We start from the raw sequence: 20,771 nt of genomic DNA, 5'->3' as shown, positions 1-20,771 counted from the left end.
AGTCTTTCTTCAAATTTCTATACTTCCAATAACAACTTCTTTTTTCCAAGCAATCCCTCAAGGGGAACCTCTTTTTTTACGGAGTTTTTTATGTTAACCAGTGTTGAAGCGATTGTCCAAAATGGAATTGTAACCTTCCTGGAGCCTTTGGAACTCCAGGAAGGAACCCAAATGATTGTGACCTTGCTGCCCCCTACCTTCCTTCTTGAGCATCCCACAACGGTTGATGCCTTGCGACATGCCTCCCCCCAAACCTTCAAAGTTCAGAAATATCATTTAGGTTCAGACGTTCATGTGGATCGAGATACTCTCTATCGAGAGAGAGGGGCATGAATCTATTTGCGCTGGATACGAATCTCCTGGTTTATGCACATAACGCTGACTCCGTATTTCATACCAAAGCTTCCGCCTTTGTGGAACAAGTGATGAACGAAAGGGATGCGGAAGGAAAATTATCTATTAGAATTCCCGTTCAAGTCTTCATGGAATTTATTCATGTGATGACTTGGGCTCAGTTGGAAAAACCGATTTCTCTCTCAAGCGCAATCCGTATCGTACAGGATTATCTCGATAGCGGAGTCTCCTTGATTCATCAACAACACACCCAACTCCAAACAACCTTGGAGCTGTTGCAAAAGACACAATCCCGTAAACGACTGTTTGATGTGGCTCTCGCCGCAACTTTAAAAAACAATCATGTGGTAGGACTCTATACGGTTAACACAAAAGACTTTGAAATCTTTGACTTTCTAAAAGTTATCAATCCTTTGGAATGATAAAAAAGGTAGAAACAAAAGCAAACCTCACGCCTCTGAAAACCTCTCCCTTTTTCAAATAATCCAATTCCCCCAATCCCCCCATCCCCGATTCACTGCCCCCCTCGGACACAAAAGCAAGAGGAAAAACTTGTTTTGTTCCCCGAAAGTAAGCATCGTGAATTCAATTTTTGAACTCAACCTTTGGAAACCCTTTTTTGAAAAATCTGGTTAAGGATGTCAGACGCTTCCCTGCTCTCCCCACATGATAAACTGTTTCGGGAAACTTTTTCCCGCAAAGAAAGCGCCATCGGGTTTATTCAGGCTTACCTGCCCGAATCGCTGGTGAATCAAATGGATTTGGAGACGCTGGAGTGCGTGGAAGGCAGTTTTGTGGATGAGGAGTTACGGGAACATGAATCGGATCTGATTTATCGGATTCAAGGGGCCGGTCAAGGGCTGGTTCTCTATGTTTTATTTGAACATCAAAGCACTCCGGATCGCTGGATGCCCTTGCGTCTGCTCCGTTACCTGGTCCAACTCTGGAGTTCCCTGCTGAAACAAGCGACCCCGGACCATCCGGTCTTGAGTTTGCCACCCGTGTTCCCTCTGGTGTTGTATCAGGGGAAAAGGGAGTGGACGGTTCCCCTTCAGTTTCAGAGCCTTCTGAATCTGGAAGAGTCCTTCCACACCTTATGGCGTCCGTATGTGCCTGAGTTTGCGTATCAATTGGTGAATCTGTCACATCTCCAAGGGGAGCAAATCCAAGGGGATCTCCTCGGACGTATTGTCCAGCATCTCTTAAAAGCGGTCGCTCAAGGAACGTTGCCGGAAACCCTGGAAGGCATTGCGCCCCTGCTCCGGGAGTTATTGAACCAGGAAAGTGCCTTGCAACTGCTGGAAACCTTGTTGAAATATATGATTCAGGCGGATGCTTCGATCACGCTGAACACCCTGAAAAAAATCATCACCCATTCTGTCACCCCTCAAGCTGGAGAAACACTTATGACCATTGCGGAACAATTGACCTCTGAAGGCCTCCAACGAGGCCTCCAACAAGGCCTCCAACAAGGTATCCAACAAGGTATCCAACAAGGTATCCAACAAGGTGCCCAACAAGGATTTCTCAGAGGAATTCAGCAGAGTTTGCGGAGAATTCTGGAGAAAAAATTTGGGAAACTCCCTCCTTGGGTTTCCCAAAAATTGGAAGCCTCCTCTCTTGAAATCCTACAACAATGGGAAGACCGGGTTCTGGAGGTGGACCGCCTAGAGGCCGTCTTTGAATAGAACCTCTCTGTGGAAACCTCCCCCAACAGAAGCGCCGCCTCTCACGGCGGTGAAAACCGTTTTGCAGTGACCGCCCTCACAGGCGGCACGGTCTCACGCCTCTGAAAACCTTTCCCTTTTCCAAATCATCCAATCCCCCCATCCCAGATTCACTGCCCCCCTAACGCACACAACGGGCATAGTATACTTCGGTCTTAAAATCAGTCCAACTACAGTCGGCATAACCAAACGAACACCCCCATGCCTCATAGGTATCATAGGCCGTGTAAGACCAAACCTCTTCATACCCAGGGGTAAAATAATCCTGAGTTCCATTAATCGCGCTATAGGAGTACAGTTCCAAATGACCCGATACCATCGTCAACTCACTAATTGTGGGTAATCTCCAGCTCGACGAACCACCGAGAGAAAGTCCTGAACAATAAGATTTAGCGGAAGACCATGTTTTTTCTACACCACTAGGTGAACCCTGGAGAATCATTATCCGTGTTGCTCACACTGACGGTTTGGGCGGTCAGTGTTGTGTAGCCGGTGGTGTCTGCGGAACTGCTACTGGGGGTGACTGAGATCGTATAACTTTGATTGCCATCCGCCACAGAGTCATTGACTCCGGTCACCGTCACAGTTTGGGTCGCATTCCAATTCGTGGTCGTGAAGGTCAAAGAGGAAGAAGATATGGTGCCTTCTGAAGTGTTGGAACTGGCCAAGTTTAGAAGGACGTTCCCGTTGGGCTGGCTGTTGAGTTTCACCGTGAAGGTAGCGGAGCCTCCGGCTTCAGAGGTATTGCCGCTGATCGTTCCCAATGTGAACCCTGGAGAATCATTATCTGTGTTGTTCACACTGACGGTTTGGGCGGTCAGAGTTTTGTAGCCGGTGGTATCGGCAGAACTGCTGCTGGGGGTGACTGAGATCGTATAATTTTGATTGCCATCCGCTACAGAGTCATTTTTAAAATGCACAGTCTCTTTTAGAAATGCATTATACTTGGAACGGGTTAAATCTGGAATTTTGACATTTCGAGCCAAAAGCGAGAAATCTTTAAGATCCCTCGCTTCCATAAGGCACCTCTGGTGCCCTTCCACTGCTCGTTGGCAAGCCACTGGATGTGGGATAAGGAACAATACCCGTGAGTGAATTTGGGACTGTAATTAATAAGTGATCAATTACAGTGAGGTATGTGATTAAAGAAGGTTTTTCTGAAATCGTGACGAAAAGTTCGTAGTTCCGCCTTCAGGCGGTTTTTCAGCGGCTTTTCCGCCTAAAGGCGGGACTACAAACAGGATTTCACTCACGGGTATTGGGCTAAGAAGGGTTCCCCACCAGAGGTAGGGAACCAGAAAAAATGATTAAATATTTTTGGTCGGGTACTTATCATGACCAATTCCAAAGAACCAATATTTTTTAAACAACCCGAACAGTTTCTGTTCAAAGGAGGATGATGAATCATCAGCAAAAATCTCTGAAAACTTTGTTTGCCATACTGACATTTTTGGGCCTGATGCAGGCAGTGATTGCGGCACCATCCGCAGATTTATGGGAAACATGGACGCGGAACAATCCCGTCAATCAAAATCAGATCAATCATGAACCCTGGCAGGAATTTTTAAACAAGTATCTGGAAACACAACACGCCTCCGGAATCAATCGTGTCCGTTATACCCGGGTCTCCACTGAAGATCGTCAAAGTCTCGCGGATTATCTGAAACAGATGAGCCAGACTCAAATCACAGCTTATTCAAAGCAGGAACAAAAAGCTTTCTGGATCAACCTTTACAATGCTCTGACGGTGCAGATCATTTTGAAAAACTATCCTGTCCAATCCATCCGGGATATCAAATCAGGATTTTTCAGTTTTGGTCCATGGGATATGAAACTTATGGAAATTGAAGGCGAAAAAATCACGTTGAATGACATCGAACACCGTATCCTCAGACCCCTCTGGCAGGATAACCGGGTGCATTACGCCTTGAATTGCGCCAGTCTGGGATGCCCCGATCTGCAACCGCAGGCGTTTACCCGGGAAAATATGGAAACCCTGCTTGATTCAGCGGCCAGAGCGTTTATCAATCATGAACGTGGAGCAAAATTTGAAAAGGAGGAACTGGTTCTGTCCAGCATCTATCACTGGTTCAAAACTGATTTTGGTGGAACGGACGCTTCCGTGATTGAGCATTTGATTCACTTCGCGGACGCACCATTGGCAGAAAAACTCAGGTCCTATCATGAAAGTTGGGATCATGACTATGACTGGAAATTGAATGCCGCGCAGCCCTGATTGCGATACAACCACAGGGGGTTTTTATGAAAGTAGCTTGGCATTTCGATCCTCTTGTTGCTACATGAAAAGCATGAGGCTCCATCCGGATTTCAGAAATCAATAAAAGCAGATTTTAAGGAATCCGGTCAATCTTACAGACTTCTTTGCTTATCATCCGCTTATGCTCAGACATTCCACATATATTGGTAAAACCCTGCTTGACAGGTATCAGATCCAGCGTCTTCTCGGCGAAGGCGGCATGGGGCAGGTTCTTCTGGCATTTGACAACCAGAGCCGTGAAGAAAAGGCCATCAAACTCATTGATGTCCGCAAGAAAAAATACCCTCTTGAAACGGTCCTCCGTTTTCAGGCAGAAGCCCAGGCCTTGAAAGAACTCCAGCATCCATTCATTATCCATTATGAGGATTTTTTTCATGAAGATGATGTTTACATGCTGGTCATGGAATACATCGATGCCCCCAATCTCGCGCATTTTGTCAAGGATCATCACCCCCTGGATCTCGGAATGGTCTTAAAAATTTTTATGGATTTAACAGACGCACTGGTGTTTATCCATGAAAAAAACTGGGTTCATTTTGATTTGAAAACAGCCAATATTCTCATTCGGCATACCCGCAATGGTATGGGTGTCAAATTGCTCGATTTCGGACTTTCCCATCTGGTGACAGGCCAGATGGAACACATGGGCGGCACCCTGGCTTACATGGCACCCGAGCAAACCGGAATCCTGCATCGTCCGGTGGATCATCGCGCCGATCTGTATTCGCTGGGGATCTGCATGTATGAGATTTTAACCGGAAAAGTTCCCTTTGAGCATGAAGACGCGGCATTGTTGATTCATCAACATATGGCTCAGGAACCAGAACCTTTGACTCAATTCAGACCTGATGTGCCGGTGATTCTGGAAAACATCATTCTCAAATTGCTCAGCAAAGATCCGGATGACCGCTACCGAACCACCCAGGGACTGCTCAAAGACATTCAGCGCTATGTCCGTCTGGCCGAAACACAAGCGCCTCATTCCATTCATTTCAAACTGGGTGAGGAAGACCATTCCTGGAGCATTCCCCGACAATATCCGCTGGTGGGTCGTGAGCAGGAAATCAAGACCGTCATGGAATACAGGGATCAGGCCTTGCGCCTGGGATCAGGCCAAATGCTTCTGGTCGAAGGCGCACCCCGGGTTGGAAAAACACGGTTTATCTCGGAACTGTTCAATCAACTGAGCACCACCGAAAAAATATGTTGGCATGTTCAGTCGCGTCAGGATTCCCGTGAAAAACCAATGCATTTTTTCAAAACATTGCTGGGACAGTTTGATGTGTTTCTGAAAAGCATGACACCTGCTCAGCAAATGACGATTGTTCAATATTTCATCAAATCCTTCGACACCAGATTTCCGCTTCTGCTTGAAATTGTTCCTGAACTGGAAAACTGGCTGGAACCCGGCATGATTCCGGTATCCCGAACCGTCAATCCGTGGAAGATCGAGGATTATCGTGAAGTGGTTTATCAATTTATTGAAATCACCGCACGCTACAATCACTTTCTGGTGATCATGGTTGATGATCTCCAGCACATGGATGCCCAGTCTTTTCAATGTCTGTTTGGTGATCTGAAGCGGTTTTTGCAATTGAAAGTTTTGTGGATCATCACCTTCAATTACAAACAACTTTCCAAAGAATTTAAACAGACACTGTCTCTTCTCGATTTGCCAACGCTCAGGCACATGTTTCTCAATCCGTTGAGTGAGGCACAGTTTGGACTGTTGCTTCAGCGTGTCTTTTCCCAAAAGTTACAGGACATGACTTTTTTAATGAACCGTCTTTACAATCTGGTTCATGGAAACCCGGGCTTGTTGAGTCAGATTCTTCAGCAATTGGTGGATCATCATGCCGTGTATTATCAGCACAATTCATGGCGTGTCGATCGGGAACAGACCGAACGTCTCATGGGCGAAGTGGAGTCGGCAAAAGCTGGTTCACTGGAACTGCTCCTGTTCACACCTGAGGAACAAAAGGTACTGCAATGCGGTGCCGTGTTTATCAGAGCGTTTACTTTTGAAGCGCTACTCCGGATTATTCCAGCGCATCCTGAGCTTCAGCCCCTGCAAAACAATGAGTTGCTGGTCATTCTGGACAAAGCCATTCAGAACAATGTCCTGATGGTGGATTCCAAAAAACTGTATGCCTTCCGTGACACTCAACTCAGAGAATCCCTGGCTTCCAGTCTCGTTCCCGACCACAAAGCGCGTCTGCATCAGGAAATTGCCCTGTTTCTGAAACAGCGGATTCTTCCGGATTCTCCGGACAGCATTTATGACATTGCCTTCCATTGGGCGAAAAGCGGTAACAATGAACAGGCGTTTGAAGCCTATTTCAAATCCGCGATGCTGACGCATGATGAGCGTACCTACCAACGCCAGACCAACATTTATTTCAATCTTGCGGTGGAATATCTCAACTCTTTACCAGAGGGTTTGATTCCCGCAGATCGACAGTTTGATGTGCGCTATGAAGCCATTCGCTATAATTTTTTATACACTCAGGAGTATGACAAATTATGGCAGGAAACGCTGGCTCTGGAAAAGTGGGCTGGTCACAATAAAGTCCAGATCATGAAACTTCTGTGGCTCAAGGCTATGCTCAGTTTTTTCAGAGGCTTCAAACAAGACACCTTCCGGTTTGGTGAAGAGTTGATCCACATGGCGACTGAACCTGAAGACGAACAATATCTGACCCGAATTCTCAATATTCTGGGCCGCATTGCCAGCGGCAAGAGTTATGCGGAACGCTCCGATCTGCTCATACGGGGCATGGAACTGTCCTTCAAATATCAAATTTATAACGAGGTGGTGAACAATATGATCATCCTCTCGTCGTTGATGAGTTATCAGGGGCGATTTCGTGAACTGGAAGCCACCATTCATCAAATCGCCGACAGGTTGAACACCGAAAACACAGGTCTGGGAGAAACATTGAGAATCGCGGCTCAGGCCATCATGGAAATGGAACGCGGTGAATTCAGAAAGATTCTGGAAATGGTCAATTCTGAGTACACCGGGATGATGACAGGCCTGATGGGCCCCATGGGCGATGCCATTGAGAAATGTTTGATCGCCAGAGCGTTGGGGATGAATGGAAAACTGAGTGATGCCATTCAACGGTTTGAGGAAATTTTGAACCGGACCGAAAAAGCTGAACAGCAGATTGATCGGCCAATGGCCTTGTATGGACGGATTCAGGTGGCGATATTCAACGATGATCCTGAAACCGCCCTGAAATTTCTGGATGAAGCAAAAATCCAGATGGATTTTCGACCGGACCCCTACATGCAGGGATTGTATGCCTGCATGGCGGGATGGGCGTATATGAATCTGAATTTTTTCGACAAGGCCGGGGAAGCCCTTGAGGAGGCCCGGAGTTTTTCCAAACCACTGGACGCGCCACTGCTTGAACTGCAAGTGCAATTCGCGGTGCAACGTCTGGCATGGTTCAGGGAGCATCAACCCAATGCGGTTAAAACAGCAGAACAAATCCTCACTGAAATGCTCCGACTCGACATCACCGGATATTATGAACTGTTCAGGGATGACCTGAAAACATGGAGTAAACATACCAGCGAATCTTCGACCTCTCTGACTTCCTTTCTTCAGGGCAACGCCGATATGTTCAAACTGATGGAAATCAACCGGAAAATATCCGCTCAACTGGATATTCAGTCGCTGTTCGAGGAGGTTCTCAAAGGTGCCATGCAGATGTCCGGCGCTGAGCAGGGCTATCTGTTCACGGTGGGCCGTTGTTGTCAAGTCACCGGCCTGTGCAGTGAAGATGATGTGATGTTGCGCCTGGCCCGAAATGCCAGAGGAACCCGGTTGGAGCCAAAAGACCATCGCTTCAGTAAAGTTTTGATCAGGGAAGTTTTTGAATCCAGACAATCGATTGTGACCCGTGACGCGCGACATGAAAAACGGTGGAACAAAAGCGATAGCATTCGGTCGTTTCAGTTGCGATCCATCCTGGCGGTCCCCATCATGTTGAAAGATACGATGCAGGGCGTTTTATATCTGGAAAACCATCATGCGTCTTCGGTGTTCAGCATGAAGGATCGGGAAATTGTGGAAGTGTTCGCCACCCAGGTTTCGATTGCCATGAACAATGCCCAGATTTATGCGCAGGAACAGCAAGCTCGTCAACAAACTGAAGCCACCATGCGGGTGTTTGAGCGCTTTGTGCCCCGACAGTTCACCAATCGCCTGGGCAATATTGACATAGAATCCCTGGAAACCGGATTGGCCCGACAAACAACATTGTCGGTGCTGTTTTCAGATGTCAGGTCGTTCACTTCGTTGACAGAGGATATGCCGCCTGAAGAAGTGTTCCGGTTCCTCAATGAATATCTCAAGTTCATGGAAGCGCCGATTCGGGAACATCATGGCTTTGTGGATAAATTCATTGGTGACGCGATCATGGCCTTGTTTGACGATAATCCGGGAGATGCGGTGTATGCCGCTTTGGGTATGCAATCCGCTCTTGCTCAATTCAATGTAATTCGTCAACAACGAGGCGCTGTTCCCTTGCGGATCGGGATCGGCATCAACACCGGTGAAGTCACCATTGGCGTGATTGGCTCGGAAGAACGCATGGACACTACGGTTTTGGGCGATGCGGTGAATACCGCGTCACGGATCGAATCCCTCACAAAACTGTATGGTTGTGATTTGATCATTTCGGAACAAACCAAAAATTTTCTGGGAAATCAGCATACTCTTCCGATGCGCTTGATTGACAGCGTGCAGGTCAAAGGCAAGGAGGCTGTCACGAGGCTCTATGATGTGTTTGAACATGATCGGCCCGAATTGAAGGAAGCAAAACTGAAGCATCTCACCAGTTTTCAGGAAGCTGTCAGCATCTATGAAGCAGGAAAATGGAAAGAGGCTCAGGCCTGTTTCAGAAATTATCAGGAACTTCTGCCTGAAGATCCTGTCCCTCAAGTGTTCATTGACCGTTGTGAAACCTTTCTGAAACTACCTCCAGCACAATGGAACGGCGTGTATCGGATTGACAAGAAATAATGTGAGTACTCCGGAAATTTTCAGACCTACAGCGACAGCGACTGGTTATGAATTGGATGATTTTTCAAAATAATCAAAGTCAATGGAGATGGCCGTGGCAAATACAACAGCTTTTTCTTCGGGTTCAAGAGCGACTGAGGGGTCGATGGAAATGATATAACGATCCGAATTGGTGAACATTTCCTGAAACATCCCGCTCCATTTTTTGGCAATCATGCCGATGGTTTCATCCGCAAGAGATTTCAGGTCAAAAGTCCAGATCCTGAACAATCCGGCCCATATTCTGGCAAATGGAATCAACTCTTTGTTCAGCAGGTCATATTGACGATGCAACAGCGCAAACCGCCGATGCACTTCTCCCAGTGGCTCCCCTGACATGTTCAGGATGCTGAGCGATGACCAGATCCAGAAAAAAGGACGAATGATCTGCAAGACAGGCGTTCCCTGCGCATCAAGGATCAAAGCCCGAAAGGGCCGATGAGAACGCAGGAACAGTCTCAGCAGGGTGTCCATGAAACCGCCTGATTCCTCGACCACAAACCCGAGAGCGCTACCATGCTCATCAATGATCTCATATTTATTGCGGCTTTCGAAGCCTGTGAGAATTTCGCCCCATTCCCGGACTTGTTGAACAAACCAGACATCCCGGTTCATCAACGGATAAAACGAATCCTGACTCATATTTTTGTCTCCTTAAATGATTGTACATATTGCAGATAGACCTGCTTCAGTTTCTGCGTCACTTTTCCCGCTGGTTTATGCAATTCATCCACCCGGGAAACCTCGATAATGCCCCACAGGGAATTGGTTAAAAACACCTCGTCAGCCATGCGAACAGAATCCCAGGCAAACGGAAGTTCAGTCACAGGGTAACCATGTTGGAGTTGGTTCATCACAAGTCCCCGTGTGATGCCGGGCAAGGGCCCCAATTCAAGGGGTGGAGTGAATAGTTGGTTTTCTTCGACAAAAAACAGGTTGGTGCGTGTGCCCTCCTGAACCAGTCCTTCTTCCACACAGAGAATTGCTTCATCAAAGCCCTCATTTTTTGCCTGATCCAAAACCATCAGGTTTTCCAGATAGTTGGTTGTTTTGTGCGCGGAAATCAAGGATGTTCTTGAACGACGGACCTCAGCCAGGGTGATGTTCCAGGTCATTTCCCGGTATTCAAGCGGTTTTGTTTCAATAATGATTTGAGGGTGAGACTCCTGATCAAGGTAAAGTCCGGGAGATTGTTTGAGGCCACGGGTCAGGGTGACGCGCGCATAGCCGGTCTGGATCTGATTGCGCTCTATCAACGCTTGAAGCCATGAATGGATCACGAAGGAATCGGGCAAAAGCGGAAAACGAAAGTGGCGGGCTGATGCCAGCATTCGTGTCAGATGCTGCTGGATCAAAAATGGTTTTTGTTGATAAACCCGAATGGTTTCAAACAAACCATCACCCAGCAACAAGCCTCGATCACTGGCTGTCAATACCGGCTGGTTTTCTGGAAAAAAACTGCCATTGACACAAATTTCAAGCAAAGAAGTCGTCACACCCGAACCTCATATTCAACGGGATAGCGGACATTATCCACAATCATTCCATTCATGATGATGTACATCAGTTTTTCAGGATTGATATGTTCCACGGCGTGTTTGTCCTCTGATTTGAATAACCCGTATACATTCCTGAATTTCATGCCGACGTAAATATCAATCACTTCATGCAGATTTTTAATTTCCTGATCAGTACTGATGAGCAATCCATTGCCGAGTGTTGAAATGTGAATCCGGGTTTTTGAATCTGTCACATTGTCGAGTTCTTCAAGTTCCCTGATAAATTTTTCGTAATTTTCCCGGGCTTGTGCTTCAACAAGTTCCCTGGCGGCTCTCTCTTCATCAGCAAGGCTCGGTTGTTCGTTGGTCTCTGCTTCTGATAATGCTGAGTCCCGGGAATTATCCACCTCAGGTTCTTCAGCCATTGTTGCCATTTCAGGTATTTCAGTTTCTGCTATGTCCACAGTGCCGGTCGCCATCGTGGAATCCGGTTCCACAGCCGATATTTCAGACACTGCCTCAGAATTACTCACGTCAGGGGATGTCTCGGCGTCTGATTCCGCCATTTGTGGCAATGCTTCAGTCGGAGTGGATTCCATGGCAACGGAATCCATCTGAACCTCAGCCGCAGATGTCACTTCAACGGGATGCGTTTCCGGGGATTCAGATAATTCTGAGGGAAGCGTCGACGAGACTGGAGTGCGTACCAGTGATTCCATTTCAGGTTCTGCCTGCAATTGTTCCTGAATGAATGATTTGACATCCTCTCTGGCAGAGGGAGACAGTTGTTGAATCTGGCGGAGGAGTGTCATGTCTGAGGGAACAATCCCCAGAATGGTCATCACCGTATTTTTGGCGGCACGGCGTTGTTGTTTGGTTTTTCCCGCACCCAGACCATCGATTATGATTTCCAGATAATACTGTTGATCCGTTGGCAGACTCATGATCTTTGCCAGCAGTTGTTCGGAAGTGGAAGGCACTGTTTCAGTTGATTGACGGTTCTGTAGTTTGTCTTCATCACCCATGAGTCCTGTTTATTTGTGGGTTGTGCATAAAAAACCGACTGATGTTTTATATGGATGTGACACACTCTTGCTATCAATTACAAGAGCAGTTTCCAGTATTTCCCGTCAATGAAAACGCAAAAAATGTTCCATCAATCAAAGTAAATCGTCAGGCAGGGTTTTGGAATTGAGTTTTTTTCCATGCAGACTTATACCTCCCCGGATTCCTTGAATTATTAAACACTCCTTTTCAGTTCCAAGGGTTTGCTCATGACTAAAAAAGTGAATATCCAAACTTTCGGTTGCCAGATGAATGAATACGATTCTGAAAAAATGGCCGAAATTCTGAAACAGCAAAACTATGTTTACACCGATCAAACAGAGGACGCCGACCTGATTCTGCTGAATACCTGTTCTGTCAGAGATAAGGCTGAACAAAAGGTTTACAGCATGCTGGGACGATTGAAAATGCTGAAGGAGAAACATCCCGGACTCATCATCGGGGTTGGGGGGTGTGTGGCGCAACAGGAAGGTGAAACCATTCTGAAACGGGCAAAATCAGTCGATATGGTTTTTGGAACAGACAATCTGTTTGATCTTCCGGAAATGCTGGAACAGGTCCGTCAGGGCAAACGGGTGTTGCGTACCGAACGCAAGGAATATAAACAAAAAGTAAGAAATTTTATCCCGGAAACCCTGTTTCACTCTCCACCCGGACCACAGTTCAAATCGCATATTTCCATCACCAAGGGCTGTAATAATTTTTGCACCTTCTGTATTGTTCCCGTCACTCGTGGTCTTGAGGTGAGCCGCGAACCGGAAAATATTATTGAGGAAGCACGTAAACTGGTCGCTGAAGGAATTGTGGAAATCTGCCTGCTGGGTCAGAACGTCAATTCCTACAAAGCCAACGGAGTGGATTTTGTGGAATTATTGAGACAACTCGATGCGCTTCCCGGACTCAGCAGACTTCGCTTCATTTCCCCTCATCCCAAAGATTTTCAGGAAGATCTGGCCCGGGCCTTTGTGGAATTGCCCTCCCTTTGTGAACACATGCATCTGCCAATTCAATCAGGATCCGATAAAATTCTGAAATCCATGCGACGGCATTACACGCTGGAAGAATTTATGGAAAAAGTTCATCTCTTGCGCAGTCATTTGCCTGAGGCCGCCATCTCCACCGATTTGATTGTGGGTTTTCCCGGTGAAACCGATGAAGATTTTCAATGTTCGGTTAAGGCGATGGAACTGGCACGGTTTGACCAGGTGTACTCCTTCAAGTATTCACCACGACCTGGAACTCCCGCGGCAACCTTTGATGAACAGGTTCCTGAAGAGGTTAAGAATGAACGTTTGCGAATTGTGCTGGAATTGCATGAGAAAATCATTGGCGAAAAATATCAATCCATGATCGGAACAACACAGGAAGTACTGCTTGAAGGATTTCATCCCAAATTTTCTCAATGTCCCACAGGAAAAACCCGTGGCAACCATTCGATCATGATTGAGGACTCCACAGGAAAACCCGGCGACATACTGAATGTCATCATTACCGAAGCCAAACTCTATTCACTCGTAGGAAAACCTTTTTAAAGGGGAAAGGTTAAAGGGAAAAGGGGGAAAGGAAAAATGACTAAACAAATTTCAGCGCCACAACCAAAGAGAGTTCTGGAATGCCAGATTGAAAAACTGGTTTCAGGAGGGAATGGGCTTGGCAGGGTGAATGGGAAGGTGATACTCGTTGGAAATGCACTGCCCGGGGAACGGGTTCAGGTGTCGGTGCTGGAAGAAAAAAAAGATTACCTCGAGGCGGAAACACTTCAGGTTCTGGAACCATCGGCTCAACGGATTGAACCGGTTGAAGACCATTTTTACTCATGCAGTCCGTGGCAGATCATGACGCTTGACTGTGAGCAACACTGGAAAATAGAGATTGCCCGGGAATTGTTCAATCGTTTTTGTAAACTGCCGCTTGATTTCACCATCCATCCGCTCACAGAACACCAACGATTTTCCTACCGCAACAAACTTGAATTCAATTTCATGATGCATCAGGGAACATTGTCCTTCGCCATGCTCCAGCGCGGAACCCATAATCTGCAACCTGTTTGTGGTTGTCTGTTGGGGGAATCCCGGCTGAACCAGATGGCACACAACATTCTGGAATGGCTTCAAGCCCGAAAAATTGAGGTCAACCAACTCAGAAAACTGATTGTACGAACCTGCACCGGGGGGGCGATCCAGGCAAGTCTGTTCATCCATTCCTCACATTTTCCACAGGCTCAATCATTGTTTGAAAAAACAGGGCTGGCCGGACTCTGGATTTATGAAGAAACAACTAACAGGAAACACCCGCGATTGATCAAACAGTTGGGAATCCCCTATCTGGAAGAAGTGCTCCGGCACAGGGTTCTGCGCTATGGCGACCAGGCCTTTTTTCAGATCAATGTGTTTCCCTTGAATGCCGTGCTTGAGGACATACTGCCCTTTGTCAGAGATGAGCACCTGGTCGATTACTATGGCGGGGTCGGCGCCCTGGGAATTGGACTGGCTGATGCGGTTCGAAGCTGTATGGTGGTCGAAAGTGACAGGAACGCGGTCGCCTTCGCCTCAGCCAATATCGCGCTCAATCATCTGACTCATTATCAGGCATTGCATGGCCGCAGTGAAACTTTACCAAATTACATTGAGGGCGACAAAGTGATCCTGGTGGATCCTCCCCGTGCGGGACTTGATGCCGGCTTTTGCAATGAAATCCTTAAAAAACTACCGAAACGACTGATCTATTTATCCTGCAATCCTTCCACCTGCACCCGTGATGTATCACGCTTGCTCGGGGCATACCGCCCGGTTTTCTGGAAATTGTATAATTTTTTTCCGGCAACACCCCATTTTGAAACACTCCTTGTGCTGGAACGCTGAGAAAGGTACCGTATGTCTGTAAATCCCGCCAGATTCTGGTGTGTGAAAAACTTGTTGAATCTCCAGAAACAGGGCTGGTTGCCGGAAGAGTTGCCGCCTTCCATCCCCAAAAGTGAAGATCGAAGGTTGTATTCCGCATTGTTTCAGGGAATCCTTAGAAACAGCATCCTGCTTGATACTGAAATCACCGCGCGTTTGTCCCAACCACTCCATAAACTGCCGGATGTGGTGCGGATCATTTTACAATTGGGCACTTTTGAATTGTTGTTCATGGAAAAAATTCCTGAGCGTGCCACACTTTTCGAAGCCGTAGAACTCGCGGGAGTTTTCAAAGTTCCACATAAAAAAAATCTGGTGAATGCGGTGTTGCGCAACCTTCAGCGTGATCTGGCCGCAGGAAAAATAGCCCTTGAAACGCATCCACTGGAGGTGCGAACCTCCCATCCGGCATGGATGGTTGAACGGTGGCGGCAATTTTATGGTCCTGAACTGGCAGAATCCATGTGTGTGGCCAATAACCAGTATGAGGGCATGACCTTTTTTTCGAAGAATTCCCTGGAGAACAAGAATAATTCCGATGTTTTTCCTGACGACTCCATGCCCCATCCGCTGGTACCGGAAGGGCGGATCCTGACTCAGGGTTCATCGCTATTGCAGGGCGAAGCGTTTCAGCATGGGCCATGGTTTGTTCAAGATGTGTCTTCCTGGCTGTTTATGCGACTGATACACTCTGTGGTATCAGGAAAAATTCTGGATATGTGTGCGGCACCCGGTGGCAAAACCTTTCATTTGCTCGAAAATCCTGCCGCGGTTCAAGTGGTCTCCGTCGATTCCGCCCATGCCAGAATGCGTCTTCTGGCAGAAAATTTGACCCGACTGTCTTTTAAAATGCCGCTCCTGTTGACCGCTGATGGTCATAATTTGCCGTTTACCGATCAGACGTTTGATCTGGTGCTGGTGGATGCGCCCTGCTCTTCCACAGGAACCATCAGGAAAAATCCTGACATTAAACGTGTTGCAAAATTACAGGATCTGCTAAGGCAGGTTTCTGTGCAACGGAAACTGCTGGAATCAGGAGCGGCTGTCACCAAAATCAACGGTTTTCTGGTATATTCGACCTGCTCACTTGAGCCAGAAGAAAATCAGCGGCAAATTTCCAGATTTCTTCAACAGCATCCCGCATTTCAGGTTGTGCCACCGGGAAAACTTCTTGAGGACCAGACGCCTTATCAGGCATGGCTCACAGAGGAGGGGTTTTTTCAAACGTTGCCAGAGGCTGGCATCATGGGATTTTTCGGAGCCTTGCTCCAGCGTGTTTCCTGAAAAACGCTCAACATTGTAATTTCAGACAATGTTACAATTTTTGAGGTAAGGATTCTGCATGGCCAAACCATCACTTTGCTTAGGTGCTTTTTATATGCTATATAATTGCATGGAAACAGAGAAAATTGTCAATTTCCTTGACATATACACCTGATCTTTTTAGAACCTCACACCTTGATTTGATGCCTGACAGGGCATCATCCAGATCATTGCTTTCCTTACAGATGAGGGTGAGTCCCCGTCTCTGGTTTACGGACCGACTAATTATTGAAGGTAACCATGGAAGAAATTAAACAAGTTCTAATGCAGGAAAAAGCGCAGTTGATGGCGGATATTGAAGAACAACACAACCAGGATATAAACAGTGATCACGATGTGGGTGATCCAATCGATGAAAGTGTTGAAGAACAGGAACGCGAATTTAAACTGCTGTTGCAGGATCGTGAACGGAACAAACTCCTGAAGATTGAGGATGCTCTGAGAAGGATGGCAATTGGAGATTATGGATTTTGCGATGAATGCGGTGAGGAAATTGGCAAAAAACGCCTGATGGCTCTTCCCTTCACACGCTATTGTGTTTTCTGTCAGGAAACTATGGAACGCGGCACAGCACGCAATGCCAACACTTTTGAAGACAGCCGGAATTTCGGCGAAGATTGATTCCTGCGTTTTCCTGAGCGGATAAAAGTATTTTTTGAGTTACCCCGGACAGGGAGGCAGAAGTGCCCAATCTACTCAGTTACAATGCGTCAGAATTGATGGCGTTTATTGTGGTTCTGCTCAGGATAACCGGAATTGTAATGACAGCCCCCATTTTGGGAGACGTTGCGATTCCAGGCAGGATAAAAATTGCCTTTTCCCTGGCAATGACCTTTTTGATCCATCCGTTCCTACCAGCCATTCCTGTTGACGTTCACGCCATTCATCATTTTCTCATTCTGGTAACCAGCGAATTGCTGATAGGTTTGACATTGGGCATGGTCGGACAAATCATGTTTGCCGCCATTAGTTTTGCCGGAGAATTGATCGGAATGCAGATGGGGCTGAGCGTTGCCAACATGTTTGATCCAACCACTCAACAACAATCGTCACTGATCGCGGTGTTTGACAAGGTCATTGCCTCTCTGGTGTTCCTGATGATTGACGCGCACCATGTTGTGATCCAGGCTATTGTGCAAAGTTATCAGATCATTCCTCCGGGCAAGGCTGGCTTGAGTGAAAATCTGGTCGAAGAATTTTTAAAATTATCCTCCAGTATTTTTACCATTGGTTTTCAGATTGGGGCACCACTGATTGTTTCGCTGTTTCTCGCAAACATCATCCTTGGACTCCTCAACCGGTCTGTGCCCCAGTTTCAGTTATTTGTGATCGGGTTTCCGTTGACGTTGCTGTTGGGGTTTGGATTCATGTCTGTCACCATGCCATTTTTTATCCAGACCTTGAGAATCTTTTTTGAACGGTTTGATGATTATGTTCTCCGTGTGCTTCACCTCCTGTCGCAATAATACATACATTTCGTACTTCATGATTTTACCACTCTTTTCTTATTGAAAACAGTTTATGAAAACAGTTTCCGCTGATGTCACCAGCACGGAATATGCTGAAGGCAAAATATTCAAATTTGAATCGGAAGATTCCATCAATCCAGACTTCCTGGAACGTTTTAACTATCAGGGACCACGTCAGTGGATCCGTTACAGCATGCCTGAATTTTCCGCGGTGTGTCCCTTTTCAGGTTTGCCGGATTATGGACTGATTGTGGTGGACTATGTTCCGAAGGACTGGCTGGTGGAGTTGAAAGCGCTTAAATATTATTATCTTTCCTTCAGAAATGTGGGGATTTTTCAGGAAGCAGTAACATCCCGTATATTTCAGGATCTCAACAAACTGCTACAACCTGAAGTGCTCATTGTCCGCACTGTTTATAACACTCGAGGCGGGATTGATACCACCTGTATCATCCGTTCAGAAGATCAGGAATCCCTCCGGGAAAAAACGCCTCCCTTTCACACCTCAAAGGAGAACTTATGAAACAATCGCTACTCTGTTTATGGCTCGTGCTGTTCATGACAGGAACTTTATGGGCGCAACCGCTCAAGTCACAATTCCGGAATGTATCCGCCAATGAAGCGTTTCAGGCACTTCAGCAAAACGAAAAAGACCAGCCCCTTGAAATTCTGGATTTCCGAACGCCTGCGGAATTCTCCCGTGGACATCTGGCTGAGGCGAAACTGATCAATTATTTTTCAACAGATTTTATGAAAAACATTCAGGAACTGGACCGCTCGAAAGCATATCTGGTCTATTGTCAGGTTGGCGGACGCAGCAGTCAGGCGTTGAACAAAATGAAGCAACTGGGTTTTCAGCATGTCCTGCACATGAATCATGGTTTTGCCGAATGGCAGTCACAGGGGTTGCCTGTTTCCCGTTAACAGTTCAATGCTGTCCCGTAATTCAAAAAATGACCGTTCCTAACTTTACATGTAAGCGTTCAGCTTTCAGTATTCAGCTTTCAGTGTTTATGCGCTTCAGAAGCATTATAACTCAATAGCAGAAAATATCGTTTGGCTTCCAGGCCTTGAGAATTCCTGAAAACTGATAACTGACGGCTGAACGCTTACCTTTACATGTTCTAAGCCTATGTACTCCGCGAGAAAACTTTCTAAAATTTATACTGAAACAGAATATTTGGCATTTGAGACCCGTTCACATCTCAAACATGAATTTCATGAGGGCCAATTGTATTCAATGGCAGGCGCAAAGCGTAATCATTCCACGATATCGACCAACTTGATCGGGGAACTCCATACGTTTTTGAAAGGAAGATCCTGTGAGGTGCATGGACCTGATATGAAGGTCCGTATTGAATCCCGTCGGGAAGTACATTTTGTTTATCCGGATGTTTCCATCACATGCTCATCGGACGACCAACAGCATAACAGAGATTTCATCCATCATCCTGTGTTGATTGCTGAAGTGTTGTCACATTCAACTGAAGCTTATGACCGTGGAGAGAAATTCAACCTTTACAAACGGCTGACATCCCTGAAAGATTATGTTTTGATCAATTCTCATATCAAACGAGTGGAGATCTTTCATAAAATTCCGGAGCAACTCAATAGCTGGATGTTAACCACCTATGAAGCCGGAGAAAATTTTGTGTTGGCCTCCACTGAATTTCAAGGTTCAGTGGATCAACTCTATGATAAGGTGATTTTTGAGGAGATGTCCCGTCAGCGATAGAGAAACAGGAATCCGGAAAATTCTTGTCTGTGTGATTATTGGCCTCCCAGGCTATTGGATAACAAAGTTTTCAGCGTCTTTTTTACCACATTGATCTCTTCCACAGAAATACCCGCATTCATCCTGTTTAGCGTTTGATTCACTATAGCCATGACAGATTCCTGTAGGTTTCGCCCATTTTGTGTCAGATAGATGCGCTGCGCACGACGGTCGTTCGGATCTGCTTGCCTGAGAATCAACGCGTCCCGTTCCATGCGATCCAACAGTCCGGTCATCGTTGATGGTTCCAAACCGGCTTTTCTCCCAAGTTCGGCAGACTGCAAGCCATCCTCTTTCCAGAGTGACAGCAATACTCCCAGATAGGCGGGTTTCATTTCAGGAATTCCCGCAATTTCAAAATCTTTTTTCAAGGCGGAAGTAGTGACCAGCGTCGCTCTGGAAATCAAATAGTATAAACAATCGTTAGGGTTGATGGACGTCATGTTGATTGATCTGAAAGTCACCTGAATGCTCAGGCTACGTTTGAGAACTGAAAAACGGGCTTAGCCAAAAACGACCATACTCTGCCGACTTAAGGCCACAGGTTCACCGCCCGGTCCCCAGATCATGACGGATTGACTGGTGTAGCCCTCTTGTCCGGCAACCATTTCAGCGTCAATACGCCAATGTTCAAGAGGTCTGCTTTGGAGTGAATCTCCCAGAAATTCGAGCATCCACGTCAACGAACTGCCTGCGGAAGGTGTGTTCATCATGGAAAGCGCTACCGGTGGAATAAAATCAGCGATTGCCAGAATGTGTGATTCAGTCGCAAATCCGGAGTCCTTCATACTGACCTCTACAACAACCTCAGGAAGTGGATTGCCTGAAAACGGTAATCCACCCCGGATCCAGAACGCGGAAAAATGCTGAGTGAAATTAGGCACCACGCCGGGAATAAAACGCAGTTCAACAGGTTTGTCACAAACAACTTCTGGCTGCTGGGGGACGCGTATGATTTTGGAAGGTCTGGAGCCACCAAACACTCCGATCAATAGTGCCAGAATTTTGTCACCCTCCAACAACCGTGCCTCGACATGCGTAGTGTTTTTGCTGGAGCGCAGGACCTGTGCGGTTACCCGGAAAGTACCTGGAGGAACTGGCGCAATGAAAGTGGTCTGTAGTGACCGTAAGGGCATTTCCTCTGAAACCAGAGGACGCATCGCCTTCACAGCGATTGCGGCCTGAATCCCGCCAAAGGCACTTCGTCCCTGCAACCAGTCTTCCGTCATCAAGGCGGTCCAGCCATTTTCTTCCTGTTTCATGGACTGTAAAAGTTCAGAGTAATTCATGCTGTTTCTCCATTTTGTA

Annotated in this window: 20 protein-coding genes; 13 read left to right on the top strand and 7 right to left on the bottom strand. The window is 46.7% G+C overall.

From position 1 onward, the window contains the following. The first annotated feature begins 90 nt into the window (after nucleotides 1–90). From HQM11_14925 to HQM11_14915, 3 genes are all read left to right on the top strand, one after another. Nucleotides 91–333, top strand: a complete 243-nt coding sequence (locus HQM11_14925; GenBank protein MBF0352324.1) for a hypothetical protein — start codon at nucleotides 91–93, stop codon at nucleotides 331–333. After that, a complete protein-coding gene (locus tag HQM11_14920; protein MBF0352323.1) occupies nucleotides 330–776 on the top strand; it encodes a type II toxin-antitoxin system VapC family toxin in 447 nt (148 codons plus the stop codon). The genes HQM11_14925 and HQM11_14920 overlap by 4 nt, the downstream gene beginning before the upstream one ends. A gap of 216 nt (nucleotides 777–992) precedes the next feature. Then, entirely contained in the window at nucleotides 993–2,042 is a 1,050-nt protein-coding gene (locus HQM11_14915; protein MBF0352322.1) for an Rpn family recombination-promoting nuclease/putative transposase, read from the top strand. Nucleotides 2,043–2,202: 160 nt separating this feature from the next. Here HQM11_14915 and HQM11_14910 read toward each other — a convergent pair whose 3' ends face one another. Continuing rightward, a complete protein-coding gene (locus HQM11_14910; protein ID MBF0352321.1) occupies nucleotides 2,203–2,523 on the bottom strand; it encodes a DUF1566 domain-containing protein in 321 nt (106 codons plus the stop codon). Continuing rightward, complete coding sequence (locus tag HQM11_14905; protein MBF0352320.1) at nucleotides 2,501–3,001, bottom strand: hypothetical protein; 501 nt, start codon at nucleotides 2,999–3,001, stop codon at nucleotides 2,501–2,503. Before HQM11_14905 ends, HQM11_14910 begins: the two co-directional genes overlap by 23 nt. 479 nt (nucleotides 3,002–3,480) lie before the next feature. Between HQM11_14905 and HQM11_14900 the strand changes: the two genes are divergently transcribed. Then, nucleotides 3,481–4,317, top strand: coding sequence for a DUF547 domain-containing protein (locus tag HQM11_14900; GenBank protein MBF0352319.1), 837 nt, complete (start codon nucleotides 3,481–3,483; stop codon nucleotides 4,315–4,317). A gap of 163 nt (nucleotides 4,318–4,480) precedes the next feature. Then, a complete protein-coding gene (locus HQM11_14895; GenBank protein ID MBF0352318.1) occupies nucleotides 4,481–9,394 on the top strand; it encodes a protein kinase in 4,914 nt (1,637 codons plus the stop codon). Nucleotides 9,395–9,439: 45 nt separating this feature from the next. Here HQM11_14895 and HQM11_14890 read toward each other — a convergent pair whose 3' ends face one another. Genes HQM11_14890 through HQM11_14880 form a run of 3 tightly spaced genes read right to left on the bottom strand, consistent with a single transcriptional unit; the run spans nucleotide 9,440 to nucleotide 11,957 of the window. Continuing rightward, nucleotides 9,440–10,075, bottom strand: coding sequence for a hypothetical protein (locus HQM11_14890; GenBank protein MBF0352317.1), 636 nt, complete (start codon nucleotides 10,073–10,075; stop codon nucleotides 9,440–9,442). Continuing rightward, nucleotides 10,072–10,929, bottom strand: coding sequence for an aminotransferase class IV (locus HQM11_14885; protein MBF0352316.1), 858 nt, complete (start codon nucleotides 10,927–10,929; stop codon nucleotides 10,072–10,074). The genes HQM11_14890 and HQM11_14885 overlap by 4 nt, the downstream gene beginning before the upstream one ends. Next, a complete protein-coding gene (locus HQM11_14880) occupies nucleotides 10,926–11,957 on the bottom strand; it encodes a hypothetical protein (GenBank protein ID MBF0352315.1) in 1,032 nt (343 codons plus the stop codon). The genes HQM11_14885 and HQM11_14880 overlap by 4 nt, the downstream gene beginning before the upstream one ends. A gap of 249 nt (nucleotides 11,958–12,206) precedes the next feature. On the opposite strand from HQM11_14880, the gene miaB reads away from it, so the two are divergent. The 8 genes from miaB to HQM11_14840 all read left to right on the top strand — a co-directional run bounded on the left by miaB (nucleotide 12,207) and on the right by HQM11_14840 (nucleotide 19,424). Next, nucleotides 12,207–13,529 (top strand): tRNA (N6-isopentenyl adenosine(37)-C2)-methylthiotransferase MiaB, encoded by a 1,323-nt coding sequence (miaB, locus tag HQM11_14875; GenBank protein ID MBF0352314.1) that lies wholly within the window; start codon nucleotides 12,207–12,209, stop codon nucleotides 13,527–13,529. 36 nt (nucleotides 13,530–13,565) lie between these two features. Then, nucleotides 13,566–14,858, top strand: coding sequence for a class I SAM-dependent RNA methyltransferase (locus tag HQM11_14870; GenBank protein MBF0352313.1), 1,293 nt, complete (start codon nucleotides 13,566–13,568; stop codon nucleotides 14,856–14,858). Between the two features lie 12 nt (nucleotides 14,859–14,870). After that, complete coding sequence (locus HQM11_14865; GenBank protein MBF0352312.1) at nucleotides 14,871–16,181, top strand: methyltransferase domain-containing protein; 1,311 nt, start codon at nucleotides 14,871–14,873, stop codon at nucleotides 16,179–16,181. 279 nt (nucleotides 16,182–16,460) lie between these two features. Beyond that, on the top strand, nucleotides 16,461–16,841 hold the full coding sequence (locus tag HQM11_14860; GenBank protein ID MBF0352311.1) for a TraR/DksA family transcriptional regulator: 381 nt from the start codon (nucleotides 16,461–16,463) through the stop codon (nucleotides 16,839–16,841). 62 nt (nucleotides 16,842–16,903) lie between these two features. Then, nucleotides 16,904–17,686, top strand: coding sequence for a flagellar biosynthetic protein FliR (gene fliR, locus HQM11_14855; protein MBF0352310.1), 783 nt, complete (start codon nucleotides 16,904–16,906; stop codon nucleotides 17,684–17,686). A 55-nt stretch (nucleotides 17,687–17,741) separates the two neighbouring features. Next, on the top strand, nucleotides 17,742–18,212 hold the full coding sequence (queF, locus tag HQM11_14850; GenBank protein ID MBF0352309.1) for an NADPH-dependent 7-cyano-7-deazaguanine reductase QueF: 471 nt from the start codon (nucleotides 17,742–17,744) through the stop codon (nucleotides 18,210–18,212). Beyond that, nucleotides 18,209–18,613 carry a rhodanese-like domain-containing protein gene (locus tag HQM11_14845; protein MBF0352308.1) on the top strand — a complete coding sequence of 135 codons (405 nt, stop codon included), beginning with the start codon at nucleotides 18,209–18,211 and terminating at the stop codon, nucleotides 18,611–18,613. The genes queF and HQM11_14845 overlap by 4 nt, the downstream gene beginning before the upstream one ends. A 256-nt stretch (nucleotides 18,614–18,869) precedes the next feature. Continuing rightward, nucleotides 18,870–19,424, top strand: a complete 555-nt coding sequence (locus HQM11_14840; GenBank protein ID MBF0352307.1) for a Uma2 family endonuclease — start codon at nucleotides 18,870–18,872, stop codon at nucleotides 19,422–19,424. Between the two features lie 35 nt (nucleotides 19,425–19,459). On the opposite strand, the gene HQM11_14835 is transcribed toward HQM11_14840, so the two are convergent. Together HQM11_14835 and HQM11_14830 are read right to left on the bottom strand one after the other, a co-directional pair. Further along, nucleotides 19,460–19,906 carry a MarR family transcriptional regulator gene (locus HQM11_14835; GenBank protein ID MBF0352306.1) on the bottom strand — a complete coding sequence of 149 codons (447 nt, stop codon included), beginning with the start codon at nucleotides 19,904–19,906 and terminating at the stop codon, nucleotides 19,460–19,462. A gap of 60 nt (nucleotides 19,907–19,966) precedes the next feature. After that, nucleotides 19,967–20,752: a thioesterase family protein gene (locus tag HQM11_14830; GenBank protein ID MBF0352305.1), complete on the bottom strand. Its 786-nt coding sequence runs from the start codon at nucleotides 20,750–20,752 to the stop codon at nucleotides 19,967–19,969. Between the last annotated feature and the right edge of the window lie 19 nt (nucleotides 20,753–20,771).

The sequence above is a fragment of the SAR324 cluster bacterium genome, assembly GCA_015232315.1.
Classification (GTDB): domain Bacteria; phylum SAR324; class SAR324; order SAR324; family NAC60-12; genus JADFZZ01.
The sequence above is the reverse complement of the archived record's forward strand: the minus strand, read 5'-3'. Positions and strand labels throughout refer to the sequence as shown.

Excerpts from the sequence above, each read along its gene's own strand:
- HQM11_14925 (MBF0352324.1), top strand. The coding sequence starts at position 91 with ATGTTAACCAGTGTTGAAGCGATTGTCCAAAATGGAATTGTAACCTTC.
- HQM11_14880 (MBF0352315.1), bottom strand. The coding sequence starts at position 11,957 with ATGGGTGATGAAGACAAACTACAGAACCGTCAATCAACTGAAACAGTG.
- HQM11_14835 (MBF0352306.1), bottom strand. The coding sequence starts at position 19,906 with ATGACGTCCATCAACCCTAACGATTGTTTATACTATTTGATTTCCAGA.
- HQM11_14830 (MBF0352305.1), bottom strand. The coding sequence starts at position 20,752 with ATGAATTACTCTGAACTTTTACAGTCCATGAAACAGGAAGAAAATGGC.
- HQM11_14900 (MBF0352319.1), top strand. The coding sequence starts at position 3,481 with ATGAATCATCAGCAAAAATCTCTGAAAACTTTGTTTGCCATACTGACA.
- HQM11_14915 (MBF0352322.1), top strand. The coding sequence starts at position 993 with ATGTCAGACGCTTCCCTGCTCTCCCCACATGATAAACTGTTTCGGGAA.
- HQM11_14890 (MBF0352317.1), bottom strand. The coding sequence starts at position 10,075 with ATGAGTCAGGATTCGTTTTATCCGTTGATGAACCGGGATGTCTGGTTT.
- HQM11_14895 (MBF0352318.1), top strand. The coding sequence starts at position 4,481 with ATGCTCAGACATTCCACATATATTGGTAAAACCCTGCTTGACAGGTAT.
- HQM11_14910 (MBF0352321.1), bottom strand. The coding sequence starts at position 2,523 with ATGATTCTCCAGGGTTCACCTAGTGGTGTAGAAAAAACATGGTCTTCC.
- HQM11_14865 (MBF0352312.1), top strand. The coding sequence starts at position 14,871 with ATGTCTGTAAATCCCGCCAGATTCTGGTGTGTGAAAAACTTGTTGAAT.
- HQM11_14860 (MBF0352311.1), top strand. The coding sequence starts at position 16,461 with ATGGAAGAAATTAAACAAGTTCTAATGCAGGAAAAAGCGCAGTTGATG.
- miaB (MBF0352314.1), top strand. The coding sequence starts at position 12,207 with ATGACTAAAAAAGTGAATATCCAAACTTTCGGTTGCCAGATGAATGAA.
- HQM11_14920 (MBF0352323.1), top strand. The coding sequence starts at position 330 with ATGAATCTATTTGCGCTGGATACGAATCTCCTGGTTTATGCACATAAC.
- queF (MBF0352309.1), top strand. The coding sequence starts at position 17,742 with ATGAAAACAGTTTCCGCTGATGTCACCAGCACGGAATATGCTGAAGGC.
- HQM11_14845 (MBF0352308.1), top strand. The coding sequence starts at position 18,209 with ATGAAACAATCGCTACTCTGTTTATGGCTCGTGCTGTTCATGACAGGA.
- HQM11_14870 (MBF0352313.1), top strand. The coding sequence starts at position 13,566 with ATGACTAAACAAATTTCAGCGCCACAACCAAAGAGAGTTCTGGAATGC.